The sequence below is a fragment of the Lentzea sp. CA-135723 genome (assembly GCF_050936595.1).
Classification (GTDB): Bacteria; Actinomycetota; Actinomycetes; order Mycobacteriales; family Pseudonocardiaceae; genus Lentzea.
Window position 1 is genome coordinate 327,256 of record NZ_JBNJMK010000002.1, and the last position, 22,244, is coordinate 349,499.

Genomic DNA, 22,244 nt, shown 5'->3' on the forward strand with positions numbered 1-22,244 from the left:
GCAGGTGCCGAACTTGGACGAGCCGTCCCCCCAGGCCATTGATCTAGCCGCTGTGCTGCACGCGCTGAGTGACCCGACGAGGCTCGCGGTCGTGCGCCAGATCCAGTCGAGCGGCGAACGGCTGTGCGGGGCCTTCGAGGTTGACGTGGCGAAGTCGACGCTCTCTCAGCACCTGCGCGTGCTGCGCGAGGCGGGCATCACGCGAACACGCTGCCGGGGCAACCAGCGGTGGGTGTCGTTGCGTCGCGATGACCTGGATCTGCTGTTCCCGGGACTGCTGGACGTCGTGCTCTCCGCCGTCGACAGGCGAACACGAACGGATGTCGCGGTCTAACTCAGTCTTGACAAACACCGGCGAGGCGCGTTGCCGCTCGCACGGGTGCGGCCTAGGCTGCGCCCGGAGAGACGACTACGACCAGTGAGGGAACGCCAGCCATGTCGACACCGGAGCACGCTTTCGCGCCCCGTGCCGACCTGAACCTGGCCCCGCACGCCGCGCCGGTGGACGACGTCGCCACCGAGCAGGTCGACGGCATCGGCCCGACCGGCAGACAGCGCCGCGTGATCCCCGACCCGCCGGCGTTGCTGCACCACGGCCCGGCGAAGATCCTGGCGGTCTGCAACCAGAAGGGCGGCGTCGGCAAGACGACGACGACCATCAACCTGGGCGCGGCGCTGGCCGAGTACGGGCGCCGCGTGCTGCTCGTCGACTTCGACCCCCAGGGCGCGCTGTCGGTCGGCCTCGGCGTGCACCCGCACCAGCTGGAAACCACGATCTACAACGTCATCATGGAGAACGACACCGCCGTTCCCGACGTGATCCGCAAGACCATGGTCGACGACATGGACCTGTTGCCCAGCAACATCGACCTGTCGGCGGCCGAGATCCAGCTGGTGTCGGAGGTGGGGCGCGAGCACACGCTCGTGCGCACCCTTCGTCCCGTCATCGACCACTACGACTACGTGCTGGTCGACTGCCAGCCCTCGCTCGGCCTGCTCACGGTGAACGCCCTCGCGGCCGCGGACGGTGTGCTGATCCCGCTGGAGTGCGAGTTCTTCTCGCTGCGCGGGGTGGCGCTGCTCATCGACACCATCGAGAAGGTCAAGGAACGCTTGAACCCGAAGCTCAACATCACCGGCATCCTCGCCACGATGTACGACCCGCGCACGCTGCACTCGCGCGAGGTCATGGCCCGCGTCGTGGAGGCGTTCGGCGACATCGTGTTCGACTCGGTCATCAACCGCACCGTGCGGTTCCCCGAGACCACGGTGGCCGGCGAACCGATCACCCGCTGGGCCCCGCGTTCGTCCGGCGCCAACGCCTACCGCGCGCTGGCCCGCGAGGTGATCGCCCGGTGAACCGTCGCCCGTCACTGCCAGGGGCGGCGGAGCTGTTCAGGCTGACCGCTGCCGCGCCCACGCCCGCCGACGCTCCGGTGTCGTCGGTGTCGTCGGCGGAGGAGGCCCCGCAGCAACGCCGTGGCTCCGGCCGCACCAAGCACACCACCAAGATCACGGTCTACGTCTCCGACGAGGAGCTGCTCGCCCTCGAACAGGCCCGCCTCACCCTGCGCGCGGCCCACGGCCTGGGCGTGGACCGCGGCCGCGTGGTCCGCGAGGCGATCGCGATCGTGCTGGACGACCTCGAATCGCACGGTGACGAGTCGCTGCTGGTACGCAGGTTGCGCGAGCGGTGACCGAGGAAGCCCCTGCCGAGGTCACCGAGGTCGCTGAGGTTCCCGCTCCGGACGACGGCAAGTTCAAGGTCAGGCTCACGAACTTCGAGGGCCCCTTCGACCTGCTCCTGCAACTGATCTCGCAACACACCCTCGACGTCACCGAGGTGGCCCTGCACCAGGTCACCGACGACTTCATCGCGCACATCCGCGGCATGGGCGACCAGTGGGACCTCGACGAGACCACGGAGTTCCTGGTCATCGCCGCCACCCTCCTCGACCTCAAGGCAGCGCGCCTGCTCCCCACCGGCGACGTCGAGGACGAGGACGACCTCGCGCTCCTCGAAGCCCGCGACCTCCTCTTCGCGCGCCTGCTCCAGTACCGCGCCTACAAGCAGGTGGCGGCGCTCTTCGCGGAGCTCGAACAGGGCGCCTACCGCCGCTACCCGCGCTCGGTGTCCCTGGAACCTCGTTTCGAGGGCCTGCTGCCCGAGGTGATGCTGGGCGTCACGCCCGACAAGTTCGCCCTGATCGCGGCAGCGTCCTTCCGCCCGAAGCAGAAGCGCACCCTCTCCACCGACCACATCCACCAGCACCGGGTCTCCATCCGCGAGACCGCGGACGAACTCCGCGCCCTCCTCATCGAGAAGGGCACGGCCTCCTTCTCGGAGATCGTCGCCGACTGCACCGAGACCATGCAGGTCGTGGCGAGGTTCCTGGCGCTGCTGGAGCTGTACCGAGAAAAGTCACTGGCCTTCGAACAGGAAGACCCCCTGGGCCCGCTGCAGGTGACCTGGGTGGGCGGCACGATCGAACAGGCGCAGGCACAGAACCACGCCGGCGACGAGGATGAGGACTACGGCGGATGAGCGACCCACTGGTGGGACCGGACGCGGCAGAGATCGACCAGCCGGGCCCGGCCTTCGACGGCGCCGAGCCTGCGACGAACGACGCCGAGGTCGCGGAGCCGGACGCCGCGCTGGACGACGCCGCGCCCGCCGCCGTCGAGCTGGAGGAGCCCGGCGAGCCGGCCGACGTGACCGCGGTGCCGCCCTCGACCGAGGAACCCGGCGACGCCGCTCTCGACGACGCCGCACCCGCCCCCGTGGTGCTGGACGAGCCCAAGCCCGCCCCCGCGCGGAAGGCACGCGCCCCCAAGGCCAAAGCCGCACCCGCTGCCGAGCCTGCCGCAGAACCAGCGCCCGACTCCGCTGACCTCGCGGAACCCGACGCGGACGCCGCCACCCTCGAGGCCCAGCTCCTCGCCGCCGCCCCCGAAGAGGCCATCGAGGACAGCGGCCTGCCCGACCTCACCGACGACGCCACGTTCGAGGCCGCCCTCGAGTCCGTGCTGCTCGTGGTCGACAGCCCGATCGCGGAAGACCAGCTCAGCAGTGCCCTCGAACAGCCGGTTAAGCGGGTCAAGCAGGCACTCCGTACACTTTCGAACCGGTACACCGAGTCCGGCAGCGGCATTGATCTGCGTCGGGCGGGGGACGGCTGGCGGTTCTACACGCGGGACCGGTTCGCCCCGTTCGTGGAGAAGCTGTTGCTCGACGGCCAGCGCGCGAAACTCACCCGCGCTGCCCTCGAGACGCTCGCGGTGATCGCCTACCGGCAGCCTGTGACGCGGGCGCGGATCGCGGCGGTTCGCGGCGTCAACGTGGACGGGGTGATCCGGACCCTTGTCGCGAGGGGGCTCATCGAGGAGACGGGCACCGACAGCGACACTGGTGGGATCCTGTACCGCACGACCGAACTGTTCCTGGAGCGGTTGGGGCTGTCCTCGTTGAGGGACCTGCCGCCGATCGCTCCGCTCCTGCCCGAAGTGGATGCGATCGACGATGTCTGAGAACGAGGGCGTGCGCCTGCAGAAGGTGCTCGCGCAGGCGGGGATCGCCTCGCGCCGTGCTTCGGAGGAGCTGATCGACCAGGGGCGGGTGCAGGTCGACGGCGAGGTCGTCAGGGAGCAGGGTCGGCGGATCGACCCCGAGACGGCCGTCGTGCACGTCGACGGGGTGCGGGTGCAGATCCGCGAGGACGTCGTGACGATCGCGCTCAACAAGCCGTTCGGGATGTTGTCCACGATGGAGGACGACCTCGGGCGGCCGTGCGTCGGCGACCTGGTGCGCAACCGCAAGGAGCGGCTCTTCCACGTCGGGCGGCTCGATGCCGAGACCGAGGGGCTGTTGCTGCTCACGAACGACGGTGAGCTCGCGCACCGGCTGATGCACCCGAGCTACAACGTCAAGAAGACGTACCTCGCCGAGGTGCCCGGGCCGGTGGAGAAGGGCCTCAACAAGAAGCTCAAGGCGGGCATCGAGCTGGAGGACGGGCCGGTCAAGGTCGACTCCTTCAAGCTCATCAGCGCGGTGCCGGGCAAGGCGCTGGTCGAGATCGTGCTGCACGAGGGCCGCAAGCACATCGTCCGCCGCCTCATGGAGACGGCCGGGTACCCGGTGCAGTCGCTCGTGCGCGTCGCGGTCGGTGACGTGTCGCTCGGCAACCAGCGTCCCGGCTCGATGCGGGTGCTGAACCGCCAGGAGGTCGGCGGGCTGTACAAGCTCGTCGGCATGTGACCGAGAACTGACCGCTCGCCCCTCCGGCCCCCAGAGCCGGAGGGACGACCTGCGGTGAACCCCCGTTCACCTTGCGACGGAAACGCTACGGCGACGACGTTGTAAGGGGTCGGCAGTGCGCATCGAACAACAACGTGTAGACAATCGGTCTCTGGGGGAGACCGACATGCCACGTGCTGAAAGCCCGTTGGCCGGCGAGGACACCGAGCTCGGCCGGTTCGCGGGAGACCTGAGGAAACTGCGCGAGAAGGCGGGCACACCGTCCTATCGAGCGCTCGCTTCACGCGCCCACTACTCGGCGGCGACGCTCTCGGACGCGGCCGGCGGCAAGAAGCTGCCGAGCCTCGCCGTCACGCTCGCCTACGCGAAGGCCTGCGGAGGCGACGAAGAAGAGTGGGAACAGCGGTGGCGGGCCATCGCCGCCCCGCCGGAACCGGCCGGAGAGTCGCCGTACGTCGGCCTCAAGGCGTTCCAGCAGGAGGACGCGGCCAGGTTCCACGGCCGCGAGAAGCTCACCGCGAAGCTCACCGACCTCACAGGCACCCGCCCGTTCGTCGGGGTGTTCGGCGCGAGCGGCTCCGGCAAGTCGTCGCTCCTGAGAGCGGGCCTGCTGCCGAACCTCCCCAGCGCCCTGATCTTCACGCCCGGCCCGCAACCCAGGGACGAGTGCGCGGTCCGGCTGGCCCGGCTCACCGGCCACTCCGCCGTCGTCCTGCACGCCGAACTCGACGACCCCAGGGCGCTGAACCTCATCATCAGGCAGCACGACGAGCACCTCGTCCTGGTCGTCGACCAGTTCGAAGAGGTCTTCACGCTGGCGAGCCCCGAGCAACGCGACTGGTTCGTCCAGGCCCTCACCCAGGCCCCGCACGTGGTCATCGGCGTCCGCGCCGACTTCTACGGCCACGTCGGCCGCCACCCCGAACTCGTCGAGGCCCTCGAAGGCGCCCAGGTCCTGGTGGGACCACTGACCACCGAGGAACTCCGCAGGGCCGTCGTCGAACCCGCCCGGCACGTCGGCGCCACCGTCGAGTCCGCCCTGGTCACGAGGCTCGTCGCGGACGTCGCGGGCCAGGCCGCCGCACTCCCGCTCGTCCAGCACGCCCTCGTCGAGACCTGGCACCGCCGCCGCGGCATGACGCTCTCGCTCGCCGGCTACGAGGAGGCGGGCGGCGTCGAACACGCCATCGCCCGCACGGCGGAGGCCGTCTACGAGGAACTCACCGAAGACCAGCGGCACGCCACCAGGAAGACCTTCCTGCGCCTGATCGCCCTCGGCGACGGCACCGAGGACACCAAACGCCGCGCGAACCGCGAGGACCTCGACGCCGACGTCCTCGAACGCCTCGCCACCGCCCGCCTGGTCACCCTCACCGAGCAGCACGCCGAACTCACCCACGAAGCGCTCATCCGCTCGTGGCCGAGGCTGCGGGACTGGATCGCCGAGGACCGCGAGACCCTGCGCGTGCACCACCGCCTCACCGAGGCCGCGAGGAACTGGGACGGCGACCGCGACGCCCTCTACCAGGGCGCGAGACTCGCGCAGATCGCCGAACTCAGCCCGCAGGACCTGACCGGGGACGAACGGGAGTTCCTCACCGCGAGCCAGGCGGAGGGCCGCCGCCGCACCAGACGGGCCCGCGCGGTCGTGGCGGTCCTGTCGGTCCTGGTGCTGCTGCTCGCCGGCACGGTCGTGTTCGCCATGCGCAAGGCCGACGAGGCCGCCGACCAGCGCGACATCGCGATCGCCGGCACCGCCGCCACCGAGGCGCGCTGGCTCGCCCGGCTGCCGATGGACACCGGACGTGCCGTGCGCCTCGCCCTCGCCGTGCACCGGGTGGCGCCCAGCGACTCGAGCCGCGACCTGCTGCTCGGCGCCGACGCCGCCATCCGCCAGCGGCAGTTCCAGCAGGGCCACCGCCGGATCACCGCGAAGGCCAACGGCGGCAGGCTCTTCCTGGCCGAGAGCGAACACGAGGGCACGGTGCTCTGGGACGTCGAGACGGACAGGTTCGCCGGCGCCCTGCCGGACGTCCCGATCGTGATCAGCGACGACGACCGCCGCGCGGTGATCGCCGAGACCGACTCCCGGTTCGGCCTGTACGGGATCGCGCCCACCGGCGAGGTGGAACGGCTCGCCGACCTCCCGGCGCACGACATCTCCTCGGTCGTCACGAGGGACGGCGTCGACTACGTCGCGGGTCTGGTGCACGAGGACGACGAGGCGACCCCGCGGGTCTGGGTGCACGACGGGGAGGGGCACGTCGAGGAGATCGACCCACCCGGCGAGGGACCGGCCCACTCCGCGCGGCTGTCCCCGGACGGCGGGCTGCTCGCGGTCGAACGGGGCACCGGCGCGGGCGTCGAGCTCTGGCGGTTCGACGGCTCCGAGCTGCACCGCGCGGGCGGGTTCGCCTCCCGCGCCACCATCGCGGGACCCCGGTTCAGCCCGGACGGCCGTCTGCTGCTGATGGCCACGCCCACCAGCGCGTCGGCGACCGTGTGGGACGTCTCCGATCCCGCGAACCCGGTGCACTGGGCGGACTTCCAGGACCAGTTCGCCCACAACCAGGTGCCGATGATCAAGTTCTCGCCGGACGGCCGCCAGGTCGCGCTCAGCACGGCGAGGACGGTGGACGTCTGGGACATCGCGCGCAGGGACGCCCCCAGGAGGCTCGCGGCGTTCGACAACCTCACCGCGGACGTGAAGGCGGTCTTCTGGAAGCAGGGGTTCGCCGCGATGACGACCGACGACGCCGTCTGGCAGCTCCGCCTGGACCCCGAACAGGTCGCGAAGGACCTCTGCCTCGGCGGCGCCGAACTGTCCGACCAGGAGTGGGGGCAGTACTTCCCGGGCATCGACCGCCGGCCCGTGTGCTGAGTTCGTGAGCCGTGGGTGGCGCGTGCGCGGGCCACCCACGGCCACCTCCGGCGCCGGTTCGGGGCGCGAGCACCGGGTCTTCCCCGCTCAAAGGTGTCTGCCCAGCACGTTAGGGCGAACGGGTTGTTCACGGTCAGGTGTTGGCCGCTGAACAAAGTTCTCTGAACAATGACGGGATGCCGAGACGGGAACGCCCTCTCGACGAGGGCGAGAGCGGTCTCCTGCGGTTCGCGGCGGATCTGCGCCGGCTGCGGGAGCGCGCGGGAAGCCCCACCTACCGGGAACTCTCCCGGCGGGCGCACTACTCGGCGGCGGCGTTGTCGGAGGCGGCGGGCGGGCGCAAGCTGCCGAGCCTCGCGGTGACGAAGGCGTACGCGAAGGCCTGCGACGCCGATCCGGAGGAGTGGGCACGGCGGTGGCGCGCCGTCGTCGAGTCGGAACCCCACGCCGCCAACGACAGTCCGTACGTCGGGCTCGCCATGTTCCAGCCCGGTGACGCGCCGAGGTTCTTCGGGCGCGAGCGGCTGACGGCCGAGCTGCTCGTCACGAGGAACCGCTTCACGGGCGTGTTCGGCCCGTCCGGGGTGGGCAAGTCGTCGTTGCTGCGCGCCGGTCTGATCGCCCGCACCCGAGAGGACGTCCTGCTCTTCACGCCCGGCGCCAACCCCGTCGAGGAGTGCGCGCTCGCCCTGGCGAGGCTCACCGGCAGGGAGGCGGCGGACCTCGCCGACGAGCTCGAAGATCCGTCGCGGCTGGGCGAAGAACACCCGCACCTCGTGGTCGTGGACCAGTTCGAGGAGCTCTTCACGTTGTGCCGCAACGAAGAGCACCGCAGGTGGCTCATCACCGCACTGCTCGGCTGCACCAGAGTCGTCATCGGCGTGCGGGCCGACTTCTACGGCCACTGCGCGCGGTACCCCGACCTCGTCGAGGCGCTCGAGGGCGCGCACCTGCTGCTCGGCCCGATGACCCCGGACGAGCTGCGCCTCGCCATCACCGAACCCGCCGCGGCCGTCGGAGCCAAGGTCGAGACCGCCCTGCTGGCCCGGCTCATGGCCGACGCGGTGGGGCAGGCCGCCGTGCTCCCGCTGCTGTCGCACGCCCTCGCGCAGACCTGGCAGCACCGGCGCGGCATGACGCTCACCCTCGCGGGCTACGAGGAGGTCGGCGGCCTCGACCACGCCGTCGCCCGCACCGCGCAGGAGGTCTTCGACGGCCTCCCGCCACAGGGACGGCACCAGGCCAAACGAATCCTGCTCCGGCTCGTCACCGCCGACGACACCAAACGCCGCGCGCAGCACGACGAGCTCGAAGCCGACGACGACGTGCTGCTCGCGCTGGCCGCCGCGAGACTCGTCGTGATCGACCGCGACGGCGTGGAGCTCGCGCACGAGGCGTTGATCCGCGGCTGGCCCGAGTTCCAGGGCTGGGTCGAGCAGGAACGCGAGAACATCAAGGCACAGCGGGAGATCACGCACGCGACGAGCACCTGGGAGTCCCTCGACCGCGACGCCGGCGCGTTGCTGAGAGGACGCCGCCTGGCGAACGTCCCGGACGGACTGTCCCTCAACGCCGGGGAGCGCGCCTTCCTCGCCGCGAGCAGAGCCGCGGAGGAAGAGGTGTCGCTGAGCGCGCGAAGACGCACCCGCCGGCACCGCCAGCTGCTCGCCGCCCTCGCGGCACTCGTGGTCGTCGCGGCCAGCTCGACCGCGTTCGCCTTGCAGGCCAACAGAACCGCCGACGAGCAACGTGCCACCGCCGTCGTGCTGAGAGCTGTGGGGGAGGCGGGCTCCCTGCGGTCCACCAACCCCGCGCTGGCCCAGCAGGTCGCCCTCGCCGCGTACCGGCTCGTGCCGTTGCCCCAGGCCCGCAACGGACTCCGGCAGGAGGACGTGCCGTCCCAGGTGCTCAGGGAAGCCCAGTCCGACGTCACCGCGCTCGTCGTCGGCCCCACCCAGCAGCAGGTCGTGACCGGGCACCGCGACGGCACGGTCGTGCTGACGATGCTGAACGACCTGCCGTCCCCGCGCACCTCCCACGACGCGACCCGGCACACCGGCGCCGTGACCGCGCTCGCGATGGACCCGGCCGGAGGGCTCGTGGCGAGTGCAGGCGAGGACGGCACCGTGCACGTCGTCGACGTGTCGCTGGGCAGGCCGCGCGAGTTGACCGTGCTGCCCGTCCGCGCCAAGGCGATCGCCTGGCAGGGCACGACCCTCGTCACGACCGACGACGACGGCGCGCTGAGCTTCTGGACCGACCTGCGGCTGCAACGCCCGCGGCTCGTCACGACGGCCCAGCTCGGCCTCGGCCCGCTCGCCGGTCTGTCGTTCCGCCCGGACGGTCGCGTCCTCGCCGCCGTCACCACCGGCCGGGCCGTGCACCTGGTCGACGTCACCGACCCGCGTGACGTGAAGCTCCTCTCGCTGACCAGGGAGTTCGCCGGCGGCGCCCAGTTCGCGGGCGACCACGAGCTGATCACCACGGCGAGCGCGGCCGTGCACCTCTGGGACACCACCGACCCGCGCGACCCGGTGCGCCGTGCCGAGATCCCGTCCGGCGGCGGCGAGGTCACCGCGGCCTGGCTGGGCGCGGGCAGGGCGGCGGTCGCCACCGACGACGGGCTCGTGCGGCTCTGGCAGGTCGACGGCGGCGAACCGGTGGAGCAGGCCCTGCTGCGCGGCCACGCCGGACCGGTCACCGCGGTCGGCCTGACGCCACGCGGTGACGAGGTGGTGACGGGCGGTGCGGACCGGTCCGTGCGGCTGTGGAACGCCGACCCGCGCGACCCCGCCGCCCGCATCTGCGAGCAGGCCTACCCCCGGATGACCAGGGCGGAATGGGACAGGTTCTTCCCAGGACTGGACTTCACGCCGCCCTGTCCTGGCTGAAGCCCCAGCACCGGGCAGGTGGAACGATCACGAAGCGCACGTCCGGGTGGTGAGCGATTAGCGGCCCGTTAGACGGCGGGCGAACCTCTGGTGGACAATCCGGCCAGGAGGCGGCATGCCACGAGGGGAACGACCGCTGGGTCCGGAGGACACCGCGTTGCTGCGGTTCGCCGGTGACCTGCGCAGACTGCGCGACCAGGCAGGCAAACCGAGCTATCGCGAGCTGGCCAGGCGCGCGAACTACTCGCCGACCGCGCTGTCCGACGCGGCCGGTGGGCGGAAGCTGCCCTCGCTCGCCCTGACGCTCGCGTTCGTGCGCGCCTGCGAGGCCGACACCACACCGTGGACCCGGCGCTGGCGTGAGCTCGCCGCCGAACACGCACAGCCGTTGCAGCCCAACGCTCCGTATCCAGGCCTGGAGCCGTTCACCGAGCACGACGAGAAGCGGTTCTTCGGCCGTGAGTGCCTCGTCGAGCAGGTCGTCGAATCGGTCAAGCTCAAGCCCCTCACCGTCGTGCTCGGCGCCTCTGGCTCCGGCCGCACCTCACTGCTGCGCGCGGGCCTCGTCCCGGCGCTCGACGACGCCGTGGTGGTCACGGCGGGCACCGACCCGCTGCACGACCTCGCCGAGGCGCTCACCGAGGTCTTCGAGCACACGACGGCCGCCGGCCTCGCGCAGGAGCTCCGCGCCGATCCCGACCACCTGCGGCTGCGTCTCCGCCAGCACCGCCCCGACCTCGTCCTGCTCGTCGACGACGCCGAACGCGCGCTCGACGCCGAGGACTTCCTGAAGGCCGTCACCGGCTGCCCCCACGTCGTGCTCGCGATCCGCGCCGACCACCAGCGGCGCTGGCGGGCCAGGCAGATCGACGCGACCGAGATCGTCATCGAGCCCATGAGCGCGGACCAGCTGCGCCGCGCCATCACCGAACCCGCCGCCAAGATCGGCGCCACGGTCGAGACCGCGGTCATCGCCCGTCTCGTCGCCGACGCCGCGAACCAGCACGCGCTGCCGCTGGTGCAGCAGGTGCTGGTCGAGACCTGGCGGCGCAAGCGCGGCATGACGCTGTCGTTCGCGGGCTTCGAGGAGTCCGGCGGCATCGAGCACGTCGTCGCGCGGGCCGCCGAGACGTTCTACGAGGGCCTGCCGGAAGACGACCGGCGCGCGGCCCGCCAGCTCCTGCTGAGGCTGGTCTCCGTGCAGCGCAACGGACTCGCCCAGCGCGGCGACCGCAGACCGGACCTGGACGGTGACGCCGAGCTGGGCGGCCTGCTCGACGTGCTGGTGAAGGCACGGCTGGTCACCTTGACCGAGGACGGCGCCGAGCTCACCCACGACGCCGCGCTGCGCTGGCAGCGCCTCGCCGGGTGGATCGACGAGGAACGCGAGAACCTCAAGACGCACCAGCAGCTCGTCACCGCCATCGAGCTGTGGGAGGCGAGCGACCGCGACCCGCTGGCGCTCTACCGGGGCGTGCGGCTGCGCAAGGCCAAGGACCTCGGCGAGTTCCTGACCGTGCGCGAACGCCGGTTCGTCGACATGAGCACCAAGCGCGAGACCCGCCGCTCCACGGCGTTGATCGCGGTGATGGCCGTGCTGCTCGCCCTCGTGCCCGGCACGGTCGTCTACGCGCTCGCGAACGAACGCAAGATCACCGAGATGAACGCGACCGCGCTCGGCGGCAAGGCGCTCTCGCAGTCCGAAGCGCTGCTGGAGCAACGCCGCCCGTACGCGGACAAGTACGCGCTCGTCGGCTACGAGGTCAGCCCGTCGCCGGAGGCCGAGAAGGTGCTGCGGCTCGCGAACGCCGTCGCGCGCGGCATCCCGTTCACCGGCACGCCCAAGGACGACGCGGACGTCGTGGTCGGCCCGCGCGGCGACATGGCCGCCGTCACCGACGAGGACGGCACCGACCGGATGTGGTCGATCGACGAGGACACGGCGACGCCGGGCAAGAGGTTCGCCGACCGCCACCGGGTCGTGAAGCTCGCCGAACGCCGGGCCATCACGCGGGACTTCAACGGCGACGAGCACCTGTGGGCCGTCAACGACGCGGGCGACATCAGCTACCTCACGGCGTTGCCCCGCCGGTTCCGCACGCTCGACCTCAGCCCGGACGGCTCGCGGCTCGTCGGCAAGGTCGGCGAGGCCGTCGAGATCGGGTTGCCGACCCCGGACGAGTCCGAGCACGCCGAGCTCTACGACCTGAGCGACCCGCGCACCCCGCGCAAGCTGCCGATGCCGGTGCGCAACCCGGAGACCGTGGCGCTCAGCCAGGACGGCCGCGAGCTCGCGACGAGCACGTGGGACCTGGCCACCGGCACGACGACGATCGAGTTCTGGCGCATCGGCGGCACCGTCGAGTCCGCCGGACCGGTGCTCTCGCAGCACGTCTACGTCCGCGGCATCACCTACAGCGGCGACGGGCGCTGGCTCGCCGTCGAGCACTCGGCGCCGGAGTCGATCGTCGAGGTGTGGCAACGGGTGCCGAGCGGCACGCCCGTGCTGCGCGCACGGCTCGACACGGCGTTGCGCGCGGGCGCACGTGTGTCGTTCTCCGACGACGGTCGCGTGGCGGTCGTGCGGGACAACGTCTTCGAGGTCCAGCAGCTCTACACGAACGACCGTCCGGCGGACCGGCTCGTGTACGTCGTCGGGCACGGCAGCTCGATGCGCGCGATCTACCGGCCGCAGAACCGCGACTTCCTGGTGCGCAGCGGTGGCCAGGACCCGGAGCTGCTGCCGTACGACCTCGACACCACCCGGATCATCGACCGCCTGTGCCACGCGAAGGACGGCGCTCGGCTGACGGACTCCGAATGGGTGAAGAGCTTCGGCGAAGTGGAGCGCGTGGAGGTCTGCTGAACCGCCGCGTTGTGGGGGAAACAACGTGCAGTTGCGTGAGCACGCATTGTGAACTGGAGATCCACTCTCTAGGGTGACCGAGTGCGTGCGTTCACAAGGGGACTCATCGGCATAGCCGGGTTCCTCGCGCTCTGGGAACTTCTCGGGCGCTCTCCCCTCATCCCCGCTCACGCGCTCCCGCCACCGTCCGCAGTGTTCGGTGAGCTCGTGACGCAGTTGACTTCTCCCGAATTCGTCAGTCATGTCGTCGCAACGGTTCTGGCGGTGCTGATCGCCATCGGGATCGCCATCGCCATCGCGGTGCCGAGTGGACTCGTCCTCGGCAGCGTCCCCGCCGTGCGGCACGCGACCCGTGCCGTGATCGAGTTCCTCCGCCCGATCCCTTCTGTGGCACTGATTCCGCTCGCCCTCGTGGTGCTGGGCTTCGGCCCGGAAACGAAGATCACGCTCGCGGTCTACGCCGCGCTGTGGCCGATCTTGTTCAACACCATTTACGCGCTCGACGAACTGGACCCGCTGCTCGTCGAGACGTCCAGGGTCTTCGGCACCGGACGCGTGGGCGTGCTGTTCCGGGTCGCGCTGCCCAGCGCGTTGCCGTTCGTCCTCACCGGAATCAGGCTCGCCGCGACCACCGCTCTGATCGTCATGGTCAGCGTGGAGCTCATGGCGGGCGCTCAGATCGGACTCGGCTACTTCATCATGGAGGCCCGCAGCGGACCGGGCCGGATGGACCAGGTGCTGGTCGGCACCGTGGTCGCGGGCGCGATCGGCGTCCTGCTGAACAGCGGTCTGGAGCGCATCCGCCGGCGTTGGGTGGCCTGGTGAACAAGTTCCTTCAGCGGTGGACCGTGTTCGCCGGCCTGATCGTCGTGTGGCAGGTCCTCGGCATGTGGGCCGACGACCCGTTCTTCCCGCCGCCGTCCGAGATCGTGACGGCCGCGTGGGAGTGGTGGGTGCTCGAGCCCAAGAACGTCACCGAGCACATCCTCCCGTCCATCGGCAGGCTGCTGTCGGGCTGGGCGATCGCGTCGGTCATCGGCGTCGCGCTCGGCCTGCTGCTCGGCCGGTCGGACCGGGCGATGGAGTACGCGGGCCCGTTGCTCGTGTTCCTGCGCTCGATCCCGCCGCCCGCGCTGGTGCCGGTGTTCCTGCTGCTGTTCAAGGCGGGCACCTCGATGCAGCTCGCCACGATCATCTTCGGCGTCATCTGGCCGGTGCTGCTCAACAGCGTCGACGGCGCCCGTTCCGTCGACGTGACCAAAGTGGACACTTCGGCCGTCTTCCGGATCCCGCGCCACCAGTGGGTTCTCGGAGTCGTGCTGCCCGCCGCCTCCCCGAAGATCTTCGCGGGACTGCGGGTGTCGTTGTCGCTCTCCCTGGTGCTGATGGTCATCTCCGAGCTCGTGGGCACGGACAACGGCATCGGTTCGCAACTCATGACGGCACAGCGCGAGTTCGACTACACGCGCATGTGGGCCGGGATCGTCCTGCTGGGCGTCCTCGGCTACGGACTCAACACCGCGTTGCTGGCGGTGGAACGCAGGGCTTTGGCATGGCAACCGAGGAGCAGGGATGAGCAACATGCTTGAGGTGGCCGACCTGGGCCACACCTACGGCGACTACGAGGCCATCGGCGGCCTCACGTTCACGGTGAAGGCCGGTGAACTGGTCTGCGTGGTCGGACCTTCCGGCTGCGGCAAGTCCACGCTGTTGCGTACGATCTCGGGACTCATCAAGCCGTCCCGCGGCGACGTCTCCTTGAACGGTTCACACCTCGCGGTGGTGTTCCAGGACTACTCGCGCTCCCTGTTCCCGTGGCTCACGGTGCAGGGCAACGTCGAGTTCCCGCTGCGCTCCCTCAAGCGCGCCGAACGCCGCAAGCGCGCGGCGGAGGCACTGGACTGGGTGGGACTGTCCGGCGCGGCCAAGAAGCGCCCGTGGCAGCTTTCCGGTGGCATGCAACAGCGTGTGGCGATCGCGCGCGCTCTGGCCTACCGCCCGGCGTTGTTGTTGATGGACGAGCCGTTCGCCTCCGTGGACGCGCAGACCCGCTTCGAGCTGGAGGACCTGTTGCTGCGCGTGCGCCGTGAACACGACACGACCGTCCTCGTCGTCACGCACGACATCGACGAGTCCGTCTACCTCGGAGACCGCATCCTGGTCCTGTCCACCTCGCCCGCGCGGCTGGTGGCGAACCTGGAGGTACCGCTGCCCGCGGAACGCGACCAGGTCACCACGCGCACCGACGAGACGTTCGTGGAGCTGCGGTCGAAGGTGGCCCGGCTGCTGAACGTCGGCGGCAAGCCCGCGATGGACGTCGACAAGTGGGCGGCGGCGGAGCGCGAGTCGCTGAGCGAGACCGTCTCGTCCTGACAGAAGCCTGAAAGCTTCACCGGCTAGGCAGAACATCAAGGCCCCTGACCGTCTCGGTCAGGGGCCTCAGTGTTTTCGAGTCCAAGCAAGTACACCCAGGGGCGAACGGACGAAGAGCGTGTCCGTTCGCCCCTGGGTGCGTTCTCAGCGCCGGCGGGAGGTTGTCAGCGCTGTTGTGGGGGAGACGGACGCTCAGGCCTGGGGGCAGGGCTCTGAGCGCCCGTTCGAGGTCCCCTGGGGGTGGCTCAGAGGTGCAGGTCGAGGTCGTTGCCGTTGCCGATGCCGCCGTCGAGCAGGTCGACGTCGCCGAGCTTCACGTCGCCGATGACCTGGCCGAGGTCGGTGTGCAGGTCGCCGACCTGAGCGACGTCGTGGACCACGTTGCCGGAGGCGACGTCGCCGGTGAGGTTGTCGGTCACGTCGAAGACGTCCTTGACGTTCACGTCCGCCGAGTCCAGCACGTCCTTGACCAGCACGTCGGAGTCGACGACGTCCTTCACGAGCACGTCGGTGTCGAGGTCGCCGACCACGTGGGACACGTCGGCGACGTCCTTGACGTCCACCACGTCGGTGACCTTGGCGACGACGTCGTTGCCGGTCGCGATGTCGGAGACGGTGGTGACGACCTCGTTGGCGTTCGCGACGTCGAGGGTCTTGGTGATGTCGCCGAGGCCGTCGAAGTCCGTGACCAGCGCGGTGATGCTGGACGGGGCGGCGATGTCGGCGATGTTCGTGACGCCCTCGATGTTGCCCGTGAGGAGCTTGAGGCTGTCGACGGCGGTGAGGTCACCGGCCTCGACCAGGACCTTGTCGATGGCGTCGATCTTCACGACGGACGCGCTGTCGAGCACCAGGGGCAGGATCTCCTGCACGTCGACCGGGGAGATGTCACCCAGGCCGGCCGCCTCCAGGGCGCCTTCCGGGTCGAGCTGGAACGCCTCGCGGGCGTCCAGGTCGCCGAGCAGGTTGAGGGTGAAGTCGTGCAGCGTCTGGGTGCCCATGGAAACTCAAGCTCCTGTAGGTGGATCGGGGGATGTCGTGATGAACCGTATGGATGAACGACATCCCCCGGCATCGGGAGTTGGCCCCAAACCGTGACGCTGCGATGTCCCTAGGGGGTTGCTCTCACTCGTTAGGGGACCCGGGAATTCACCCCAGAGGGTCGAATTTTCACCCTCATGGACCTACGTAGTTCTCCGCGAAGGTCGCGCGGTAGGCCGGGGACTCGGCCAGGTGCTCCAGCCTCGCCTGGGCCAACCGTCCGAAGAACGGCGAGCTCACGTCCGTGTGGATCATGTTCACCATCCACTGCGAGAACTCCTGGGCCCGCCAGACGCGGTGGAGGCAGTCCTCCGAGTAGGTCTTCAGCCCGGTCTCGGATCCGGTGGCGTAGAAGTCGATAAGCGCACGTCCGAAGGTTGCGGCGTCGTTCATGGCGAGGTTCATGCCCTTGGCGCCGACCGGGGTGATGATGTGTGCTGCGTCACCCAGCAGGTACAGCCGGCCGTACGACATCGGCTCCACCACGTGGCTGCGCATGTCCAGCACGCGCTTCTCGATGATCTTTCCCTCGTTCAGCGCCCAGGTCGAGTTGTGCAGTGCGAAGCGTTTGTGGAGCGCTTCCCAGACCTGTTCGTCCGACCAATCGGAAGCTTTCGTGCCGACCGGCACCTGAAGGTAGAAGCGGGATACCGCCGGCGACCGCAACATGTGGCCGGCGAATCCATCCTCGTGCAATGCGTAAATGATGGCTTTAGTCGATGGAGGGGCCTCCGCGAGAATGGCGAGCCACTCGATCCCGTGCTGGTGGGTAAATTCTGAGAGCGCTCCCATAGGAATGGACGGCCGGCTCACCCCGTGGAAGCCGTCGCACCCCGCCACGAAGTCGCTCGTGATGGTTTCGCGGGTGCCGTCCGCGCTGGTGAAGGCCACCGTGGGGGTCGACGAGGTGAGGTCCGCCAACTCCACGTCACTGACCTCGAACCGGATGTCACCCCCTCGGGCCAGAAATCCCCCGATGAGGTCCTTGACCACTTCCTGCTGGGGGTAGACGTAGTGTTCGCGTCCCCCATACAGGTCGCTGTAGGACACCTGGAAGGACTGGCCGTTGACGCGGAATTCACACGTTCCGTGACGGTCTGCTTCCATCAGCAAACGATCTGCCAGACCGAGTGACTCCAACATGGTCACGGAGCGGTGCTCCAGGACTCCCGCGCGTGGCCGGGTTTCCACATGGGTGCGACTAGCCTTTTCGAGCACAACGCAGTCGATACCTGACTGCTGGATCAGGTTTGCCAAGGTCAGACCGGCCGGCCCTGCGCCGACAACGGTCACGGGACGCTTCACTTGGGGTTCTCCTAGCCCTAGACCAGCTGTGCTTAGATGCTCACCGCAGGTAGTGGACTGGAACCTGCTCGTGTCGGTCAACTGGGGTCTTTTGGAGCAGCATCACTACTCTGAGTGGTTGACCGGCGCGGCTCATCCCCCCGCAACGACGACACCGCTCCGACAGGAGAGTGCTCCCGATGACTCGAAGAGTCCGCCGCTTCGCAATCCGTGGCATCGCCCTCGCCACGCTGCTCGCCACGGTGGCGAGCTGTAGCGCGCTCGGCGGCAAAGAGCAGGCGCCCGCGTCCGACGCGAACAGCGGCGGTCCGGTCGAGAAGGCCAAGATCACCCTCGGTGTTCTGCCGATCCTCGACGTGGCGTCCGTTCACGTAGCGATCAAGCAGGGCTTCTTCAAGGCCGAAGGCCTCGAGGTCGACCTGAAGGTCATCCAGGGTGGCGCCGCTGCCATCCCCGGGCTGGTCAGCAAGGAGCTGGACTTCACGTTCGGCAACTGGGTCTCGTTCTTCGCCGCCCAATCGAAGGACGCCGCCAAGGCGGTCGACGGAATCAAGCTCATCTCCGACGGCTACCAGGCGAAACCCGACATGTTCCTGATCTTGGCGAACGGTGACTCCGCCATCAAGAGTCCTGCCGACCTCGCCGGCAAGACCATCGCGATCAACACGTTCAAGAACATCGCGGAGCTCACCGCGAAGGCCACGCTCGAGGCCGCGAACGTGGACGTGAGCACGGTCAAGTTCAAGGAGATGCCGTTCCCGGACATGCAGGCGGCGGTCCAGAACAAGACCGTTGACGCGGCCTTCATGGTCGAGCCGTTCATCACCCGCGCGCAGCGCGCCGCCGGTCAGATCAAGGTGCTGGACGCGGCGTCCGGCCCGACCGACAACATCCCGATCGCGGGCTACGCCACCACCGGTGCCTTCGCGAAGGAGAACCCCAAGACCGTCGCCGCCTTCCAGCGCGCGATGGCCAAGGGCCAGGCCGCCGCGACCGACCGTCCCACGGTCGAGCCGCTGCTCGTCGAGTACGCCAAGGTCGACAAGGAAACCGCAGGTCTTGTCCACTTCGGCGCGTTCCCGACGACGCTCGACGCGACGCGCCTGCAGCGCGTCGTCCAGCTGATGCAGCGGTACCAGATGCTGGACAAGGAGCTCGACGTCAAGCCGATGCTCATCCAGCCCTCCGGTAGTTGACGAACCGTGCGGGTGACTGTGATCAGGCCGTGATCACGGTCACCCGCACGACCGTTTCCTCCAGATGAATTATCGGAGGACGGCCGTTTAGCCGCGCTGTCCAAAGTTGTTGATTCTCGAACCAGCGTTTTGTCGTCCGAACGGCGGTATGAGAACAGCGCGTTTTACTCCAAGATCCACCAGGTTTGCTGCTATTAAACGGGGCGGGGAGTGTTGACGGTGCGCGGTCGTGAGGACCAGCGAGGCATCGACCGGTTTCGCCTACGCAACTGGCGGCTGCGGAGCAAGCTCGCAGTGGTGTTGCTAGTTCCGGCCCTGAGCACCGCGACTCTCGCGGGCCTGAGGCTGAACACCCAGCTCGACGACGTCGAACTCTTCGGCAACGTCCAGCGCGAGCTCGCCGTGAGCCACCAGGCCGCGAAGGTGGAGAACGCTCTACAGGTCGAACGTGACTGGGCAGTGCAGTGTGTGGGCGCGGGCAGGCAGAACGCGTGCCCCGAGCACGCCGCCCGGACGGGCCTCACCGATGTTGAACTCGGCAAGTACCGAGACTCGGGCGCGACGGCTACGGCCTTGAGCGCGCCCCTTCAGGATTCGTTCACGAAGTCGCTCCAGTCCCTCGACGGACTGGCGAGCCTGCGCGTGACGTTGCTGAGCACGAAGTACCCCGACGTCGCGGTGATCAGTGCGTACAACCAGATCATCGCGTCGTTGACCACGGTGCACCGCGCCGCGATCTCCAGTCTCAGCGAGCCGGAGATCGTTCCGCTGGTGTCCGCGGCGCAGGCCCTCTACAGCGCGCAGGAGCAGCTGGGCCAGCAGAACTCGATCCTGACGTCCACCGCGCTGCGCCGGAGCTTCGCACCCGGTGCCGCCGACGAGCTGCGTGCCGCGCAGTCCCGTCTGGACGCCGCGTTCGGCGAGTTCAACGACGCGGCGTCGGCGGAGAACAGGCAGAGGTTCCAGGACATCGTGTCCGGTTCGTCCGTGGACGGTCGCAACCGGCTCGTGCGCCTGGCGCTGGCGCAGGACTTCGAACGCGAAGCGGTCACCATCACCGACGCCGAGGTGCTGAAGATCGGCCAGGACACCGCGAACCTCGTTCGCGAGGTCGCGGCCGACCTGGAGGGCCAGGCGGACGCGACGACCACGCGGTTGCAGTCGACCGCGCGTTCGGACGCGTGGCGCGACGCGGCACTCGTCGCGATCTCGCTGCTGATCGCGTTCGGTCTCATGGCGATGGTCGCGCAGTCCATGCTGCGGCCGCTGCGCGTTCTCCGGCGCAGCGCCCTCGACGTGGCCCGCAACCAGCTGCCGGAGGCCATCAAGCGAATCCGTTCGCACCGCGAGCCGGAACGGGCCGCCGAAGAGGCGATCGTCCCGGTGCCGATCAACACGACCGAAGAGGTCGGCCAGGTCGCGCGGGCGTTCGACCTCGTGCAACGCGAAGCGGTCCGCCTCGCCGTCGAGCAGGTGGCACTGCGCGCGAACGTCAACGACATGTTCATCAACCTGTCGCGGCGCTCGCAGGCGTTGGTGGAACGCCAGATCAGCGTGATCGACCGGCTGGAGCAGGACGAGCAGGACCCCGACCACCTCGCGTCGCTGTTCGAGCTCGACCACCTCGCGACGCAGATGCGCCGCAACAGCGAGAACCTGCTGGTGCTCTCGGGCACCACGGTCAACCGCCGCGTCACCCGCCCGGTCGCCATCGCCGAGGTCCTCGGCGCCGCGGTGTCCGAGGTCGAGAAGTACGCGCGCGTGCAGATCGCGCCGACGCCGGAGCTCATGGTGCAGGGCCGCGTGGTCAACGACCTCGCGCACCTCGTCGCCGAGCTGCTGGACAACGCGACCGCGTTCTCCAAGCCCAGCACCAAGGTGACGGTGCGGACGATAGAGACCCGCAAGGGCGAGGTCGCCATCCGCATCCACGACCGCGGCGTCGGCATGCAGGAGCACGAGGTCGTCGAGTTCAACGCGAAGCTCGCCGAGCCGCCGGAGGTCGACGTCTCGGTGGCCCGCGAGATGGGCCTGTACGTGGTCGGTCAGCTCGCGAAGCGCCACGAGATCCGCGTGACGCTGGCGAACAACGACGACATAGAGGGTGGCGTCACCGCGCAGGTGATCCTGCCGATCTCGTTGCTGCACAAGGGACCCGCGCCGGCACTGCCGTTGCCGGCCGCCCCGCAGCAGGCCGCGATCGAGTCCACCAGCACCGGCGAGGCGTTGTCCGGCGTTCCCAAGTGGACTCCGGAGCAGCCCGCCCTCATGCCGTCGCCCGCCGCGGCGGACGACAACTCCGGCCGGCACCGCATCGAGCAGACGTCCGCGGACGGCCTGTTCACGGCACGGATCGAGGCGACCGAGGACGCCGCGGAGGAGGGCTACACCTACGAGCCCCCGTCGCAGCCCCCGGCTCAGCGCTCCGCCGACCCGGCCACGGAGATCTTCCCGGCCATCACGGACGAGCCGCTGATCTCGCACGACGACCTGTCGAGGTGGTTCCAGACCCCCTCGGCGCCGGAACCCTCCACAAGGGACGTACCGTCAGCGGAGCCGGTGCGGGCCCAGCACGACGAGCACGTCGAGGACGACGCGGAACCCGCCACCGTGAACGGACTGCCCAAGCGGCAGCGTTCGGCGGAGACCGCGAAGATCGAGGCACCAACGGCGGTGCCGCGCGCGGTCGCCGACTACGCGGACTCCGACTGGGGAGCCGCGGACGAAGGCTGGAAGGCAGCGGGCGCGCTCGACAAGAACGCACCCGCCCAGACGACGGAGAACGGTCTGCCCAAGCGCGTCCCCCAGGCGCGGCTGGTCCCCGGATCGTTGCCGAAGCCGTCGTCGCCGGCACCGCAGCTCGCCACCGCCGCCGCAATCCCCGGCCGTTCGGCCGACAGGTTGCGCGCACGGTTCGCCACGTATCAGAAGGGCGTCCAGATGGGCCGTGAGTCGCTCTTCGACTCCGCCGTCGGAGGCATCCCCGTGATCGCAGAAAGGGAACGCCAGTGACCACCGCGACTGAGGAACTGGACAACTTCAGCTGGCTGGTCGAGGACTTCGTCAGCAGGGTGGCCGGTGTCGCACACGCGATCGTCGTCTCCGCCGACGGCCTGTTGCTCGCAACGTCGGAACGGCTGCCGCACGACCGGGCCGAGCAGCTCGCCGCCGTCTCCTCGGGGCTGGTCTCGCTGAACCTCGGCGCGGCCCGCTGTTTCGAGGCGGGTGACGTCAAACAGACCGTCGTGGAGATGGAACGCGGCTATCTTTTCCTGATGTCCATCAGCGACGGGTCGTGCCTCGCCGTGCTCGCCGCGCCCAACTGCGACATCGGGCTCATCGGTTACGCGATGACCCGCCTGGTGGAGCGGGTCGGCCTCCAGCTCACGCCGGAGATCCGCGCCCAGCTGCACGTGTCCATGCGAGCCTGAGTTCG

Annotated in this window: 17 protein-coding genes; 15 read left to right on the top strand and 2 right to left on the bottom strand. The window is 69.5% G+C overall.

Annotated elements, in window-relative coordinates; translation table 11 throughout:
• Positions 1-4: 4 nt before the first annotated feature.
• From ACQEU1_RS37505 to ACQEU1_RS37560, 12 genes are all read left to right on the top strand, one after another.
• Positions 5-334: an ArsR/SmtB family transcription factor gene (locus ACQEU1_RS37505; protein ID WP_285644500.1), complete on the top strand. Its 330-nt coding sequence runs from the start codon at positions 5-7 to the stop codon at positions 332-334.
• 101 nt (positions 335-435) lie between these two features.
• Entirely contained in the window at positions 436-1,359 is a 924-nt protein-coding gene (locus ACQEU1_RS37510; protein ID WP_433212940.1) for a ParA family protein, read from the top strand.
• Positions 1,356-1,697, top strand: coding sequence for a hypothetical protein (locus ACQEU1_RS37515; RefSeq protein WP_433212943.1), 342 nt, complete (start codon positions 1,356-1,358; stop codon positions 1,695-1,697). The genes ACQEU1_RS37510 and ACQEU1_RS37515 overlap by 4 nt, the downstream gene beginning before the upstream one ends.
• Positions 1,694-2,545, top strand: a complete 852-nt coding sequence (locus tag ACQEU1_RS37520; protein ID WP_433212946.1) for a segregation and condensation protein A — start codon at positions 1,694-1,696, stop codon at positions 2,543-2,545. The genes ACQEU1_RS37515 and ACQEU1_RS37520 overlap by 4 nt, the downstream gene beginning before the upstream one ends.
• Positions 2,542-3,528: an SMC-Scp complex subunit ScpB gene (gene scpB / locus ACQEU1_RS37525; RefSeq protein WP_433212949.1), complete on the top strand. Its 987-nt coding sequence runs from the start codon at positions 2,542-2,544 to the stop codon at positions 3,526-3,528. Before ACQEU1_RS37520 ends, scpB begins: the two co-directional genes overlap by 4 nt.
• Positions 3,521-4,255: a pseudouridine synthase gene (locus ACQEU1_RS37530; protein WP_433212952.1), complete on the top strand. Its 735-nt coding sequence runs from the start codon at positions 3,521-3,523 to the stop codon at positions 4,253-4,255. Before scpB ends, ACQEU1_RS37530 begins: the two co-directional genes overlap by 8 nt.
• Before the next feature lie 166 nt (positions 4,256-4,421).
• Positions 4,422-7,136: a hypothetical protein gene (locus tag ACQEU1_RS37535; protein WP_433212955.1), complete on the top strand. Its 2,715-nt coding sequence runs from the start codon at positions 4,422-4,424 to the stop codon at positions 7,134-7,136.
• A 176-nt stretch (positions 7,137-7,312) separates the two neighbouring features.
• On the top strand, positions 7,313-10,027 hold the full coding sequence (locus tag ACQEU1_RS37540) for a helix-turn-helix domain-containing protein (protein WP_433212958.1): 2,715 nt from the start codon (positions 7,313-7,315) through the stop codon (positions 10,025-10,027).
• 115 nt (positions 10,028-10,142) lie between these two features.
• On the top strand, positions 10,143-12,893 hold the full coding sequence (locus ACQEU1_RS37545) for a helix-turn-helix domain-containing protein (protein WP_433212961.1): 2,751 nt from the start codon (positions 10,143-10,145) through the stop codon (positions 12,891-12,893).
• Between the two features lie 264 nt (positions 12,894-13,157).
• A complete protein-coding gene (locus ACQEU1_RS37550) occupies positions 13,158-13,718 on the top strand; it encodes an ABC transporter permease (protein ID WP_433212964.1) in 561 nt (186 codons plus the stop codon).
• Positions 13,715-14,482, top strand: coding sequence for an ABC transporter permease (locus ACQEU1_RS37555; protein ID WP_433212967.1), 768 nt, complete (start codon positions 13,715-13,717; stop codon positions 14,480-14,482). The genes ACQEU1_RS37550 and ACQEU1_RS37555 overlap by 4 nt, the downstream gene beginning before the upstream one ends.
• Positions 14,466-15,266: an ABC transporter ATP-binding protein gene (locus tag ACQEU1_RS37560; RefSeq protein ID WP_433212970.1), complete on the top strand. Its 801-nt coding sequence runs from the start codon at positions 14,466-14,468 to the stop codon at positions 15,264-15,266. Before ACQEU1_RS37555 ends, ACQEU1_RS37560 begins: the two co-directional genes overlap by 17 nt.
• 245 nt (positions 15,267-15,511) lie before the next feature.
• Here the strand turns inward: ACQEU1_RS37560 and ACQEU1_RS37565 are convergent, their stop codons facing one another.
• Positions 15,512-16,267: an IniB N-terminal domain-containing protein gene (locus ACQEU1_RS37565; protein WP_433212973.1), complete on the bottom strand. Its 756-nt coding sequence runs from the start codon at positions 16,265-16,267 to the stop codon at positions 15,512-15,514.
• A 175-nt stretch (positions 16,268-16,442) separates the two neighbouring features.
• The gene (locus tag ACQEU1_RS37570; RefSeq protein ID WP_433212976.1) at positions 16,443-17,612 is read right to left on the bottom strand and encodes a 4-hydroxybenzoate 3-monooxygenase; all 1,170 of its coding nucleotides are present in this window, start codon (positions 17,610-17,612) and stop codon (positions 16,443-16,445) included.
• A gap of 179 nt (positions 17,613-17,791) precedes the next feature.
• Between ACQEU1_RS37570 and ACQEU1_RS37575 the strand changes: the two genes are divergently transcribed.
• The 3 genes from ACQEU1_RS37575 (at position 17,792) to ACQEU1_RS37585 (ending at position 22,239) form a co-directional block, all read left to right on the top strand.
• Positions 17,792-18,808 (top strand): ABC transporter substrate-binding protein, encoded by a 1,017-nt coding sequence (locus ACQEU1_RS37575; protein WP_433212979.1) that lies wholly within the window; start codon positions 17,792-17,794, stop codon positions 18,806-18,808.
• 297 nt (positions 18,809-19,105) lie between these two features.
• On the top strand, positions 19,106-21,820 hold the full coding sequence (locus ACQEU1_RS37580) for a sensor histidine kinase (RefSeq protein ID WP_433212982.1): 2,715 nt from the start codon (positions 19,106-19,108) through the stop codon (positions 21,818-21,820).
• A complete protein-coding gene (locus ACQEU1_RS37585) occupies positions 21,817-22,239 on the top strand; it encodes a roadblock/LC7 domain-containing protein (protein WP_360392562.1) in 423 nt (140 codons plus the stop codon). The genes ACQEU1_RS37580 and ACQEU1_RS37585 overlap by 4 nt, the downstream gene beginning before the upstream one ends.
• Positions 22,240-22,244 lie beyond the last annotated feature (5 nt).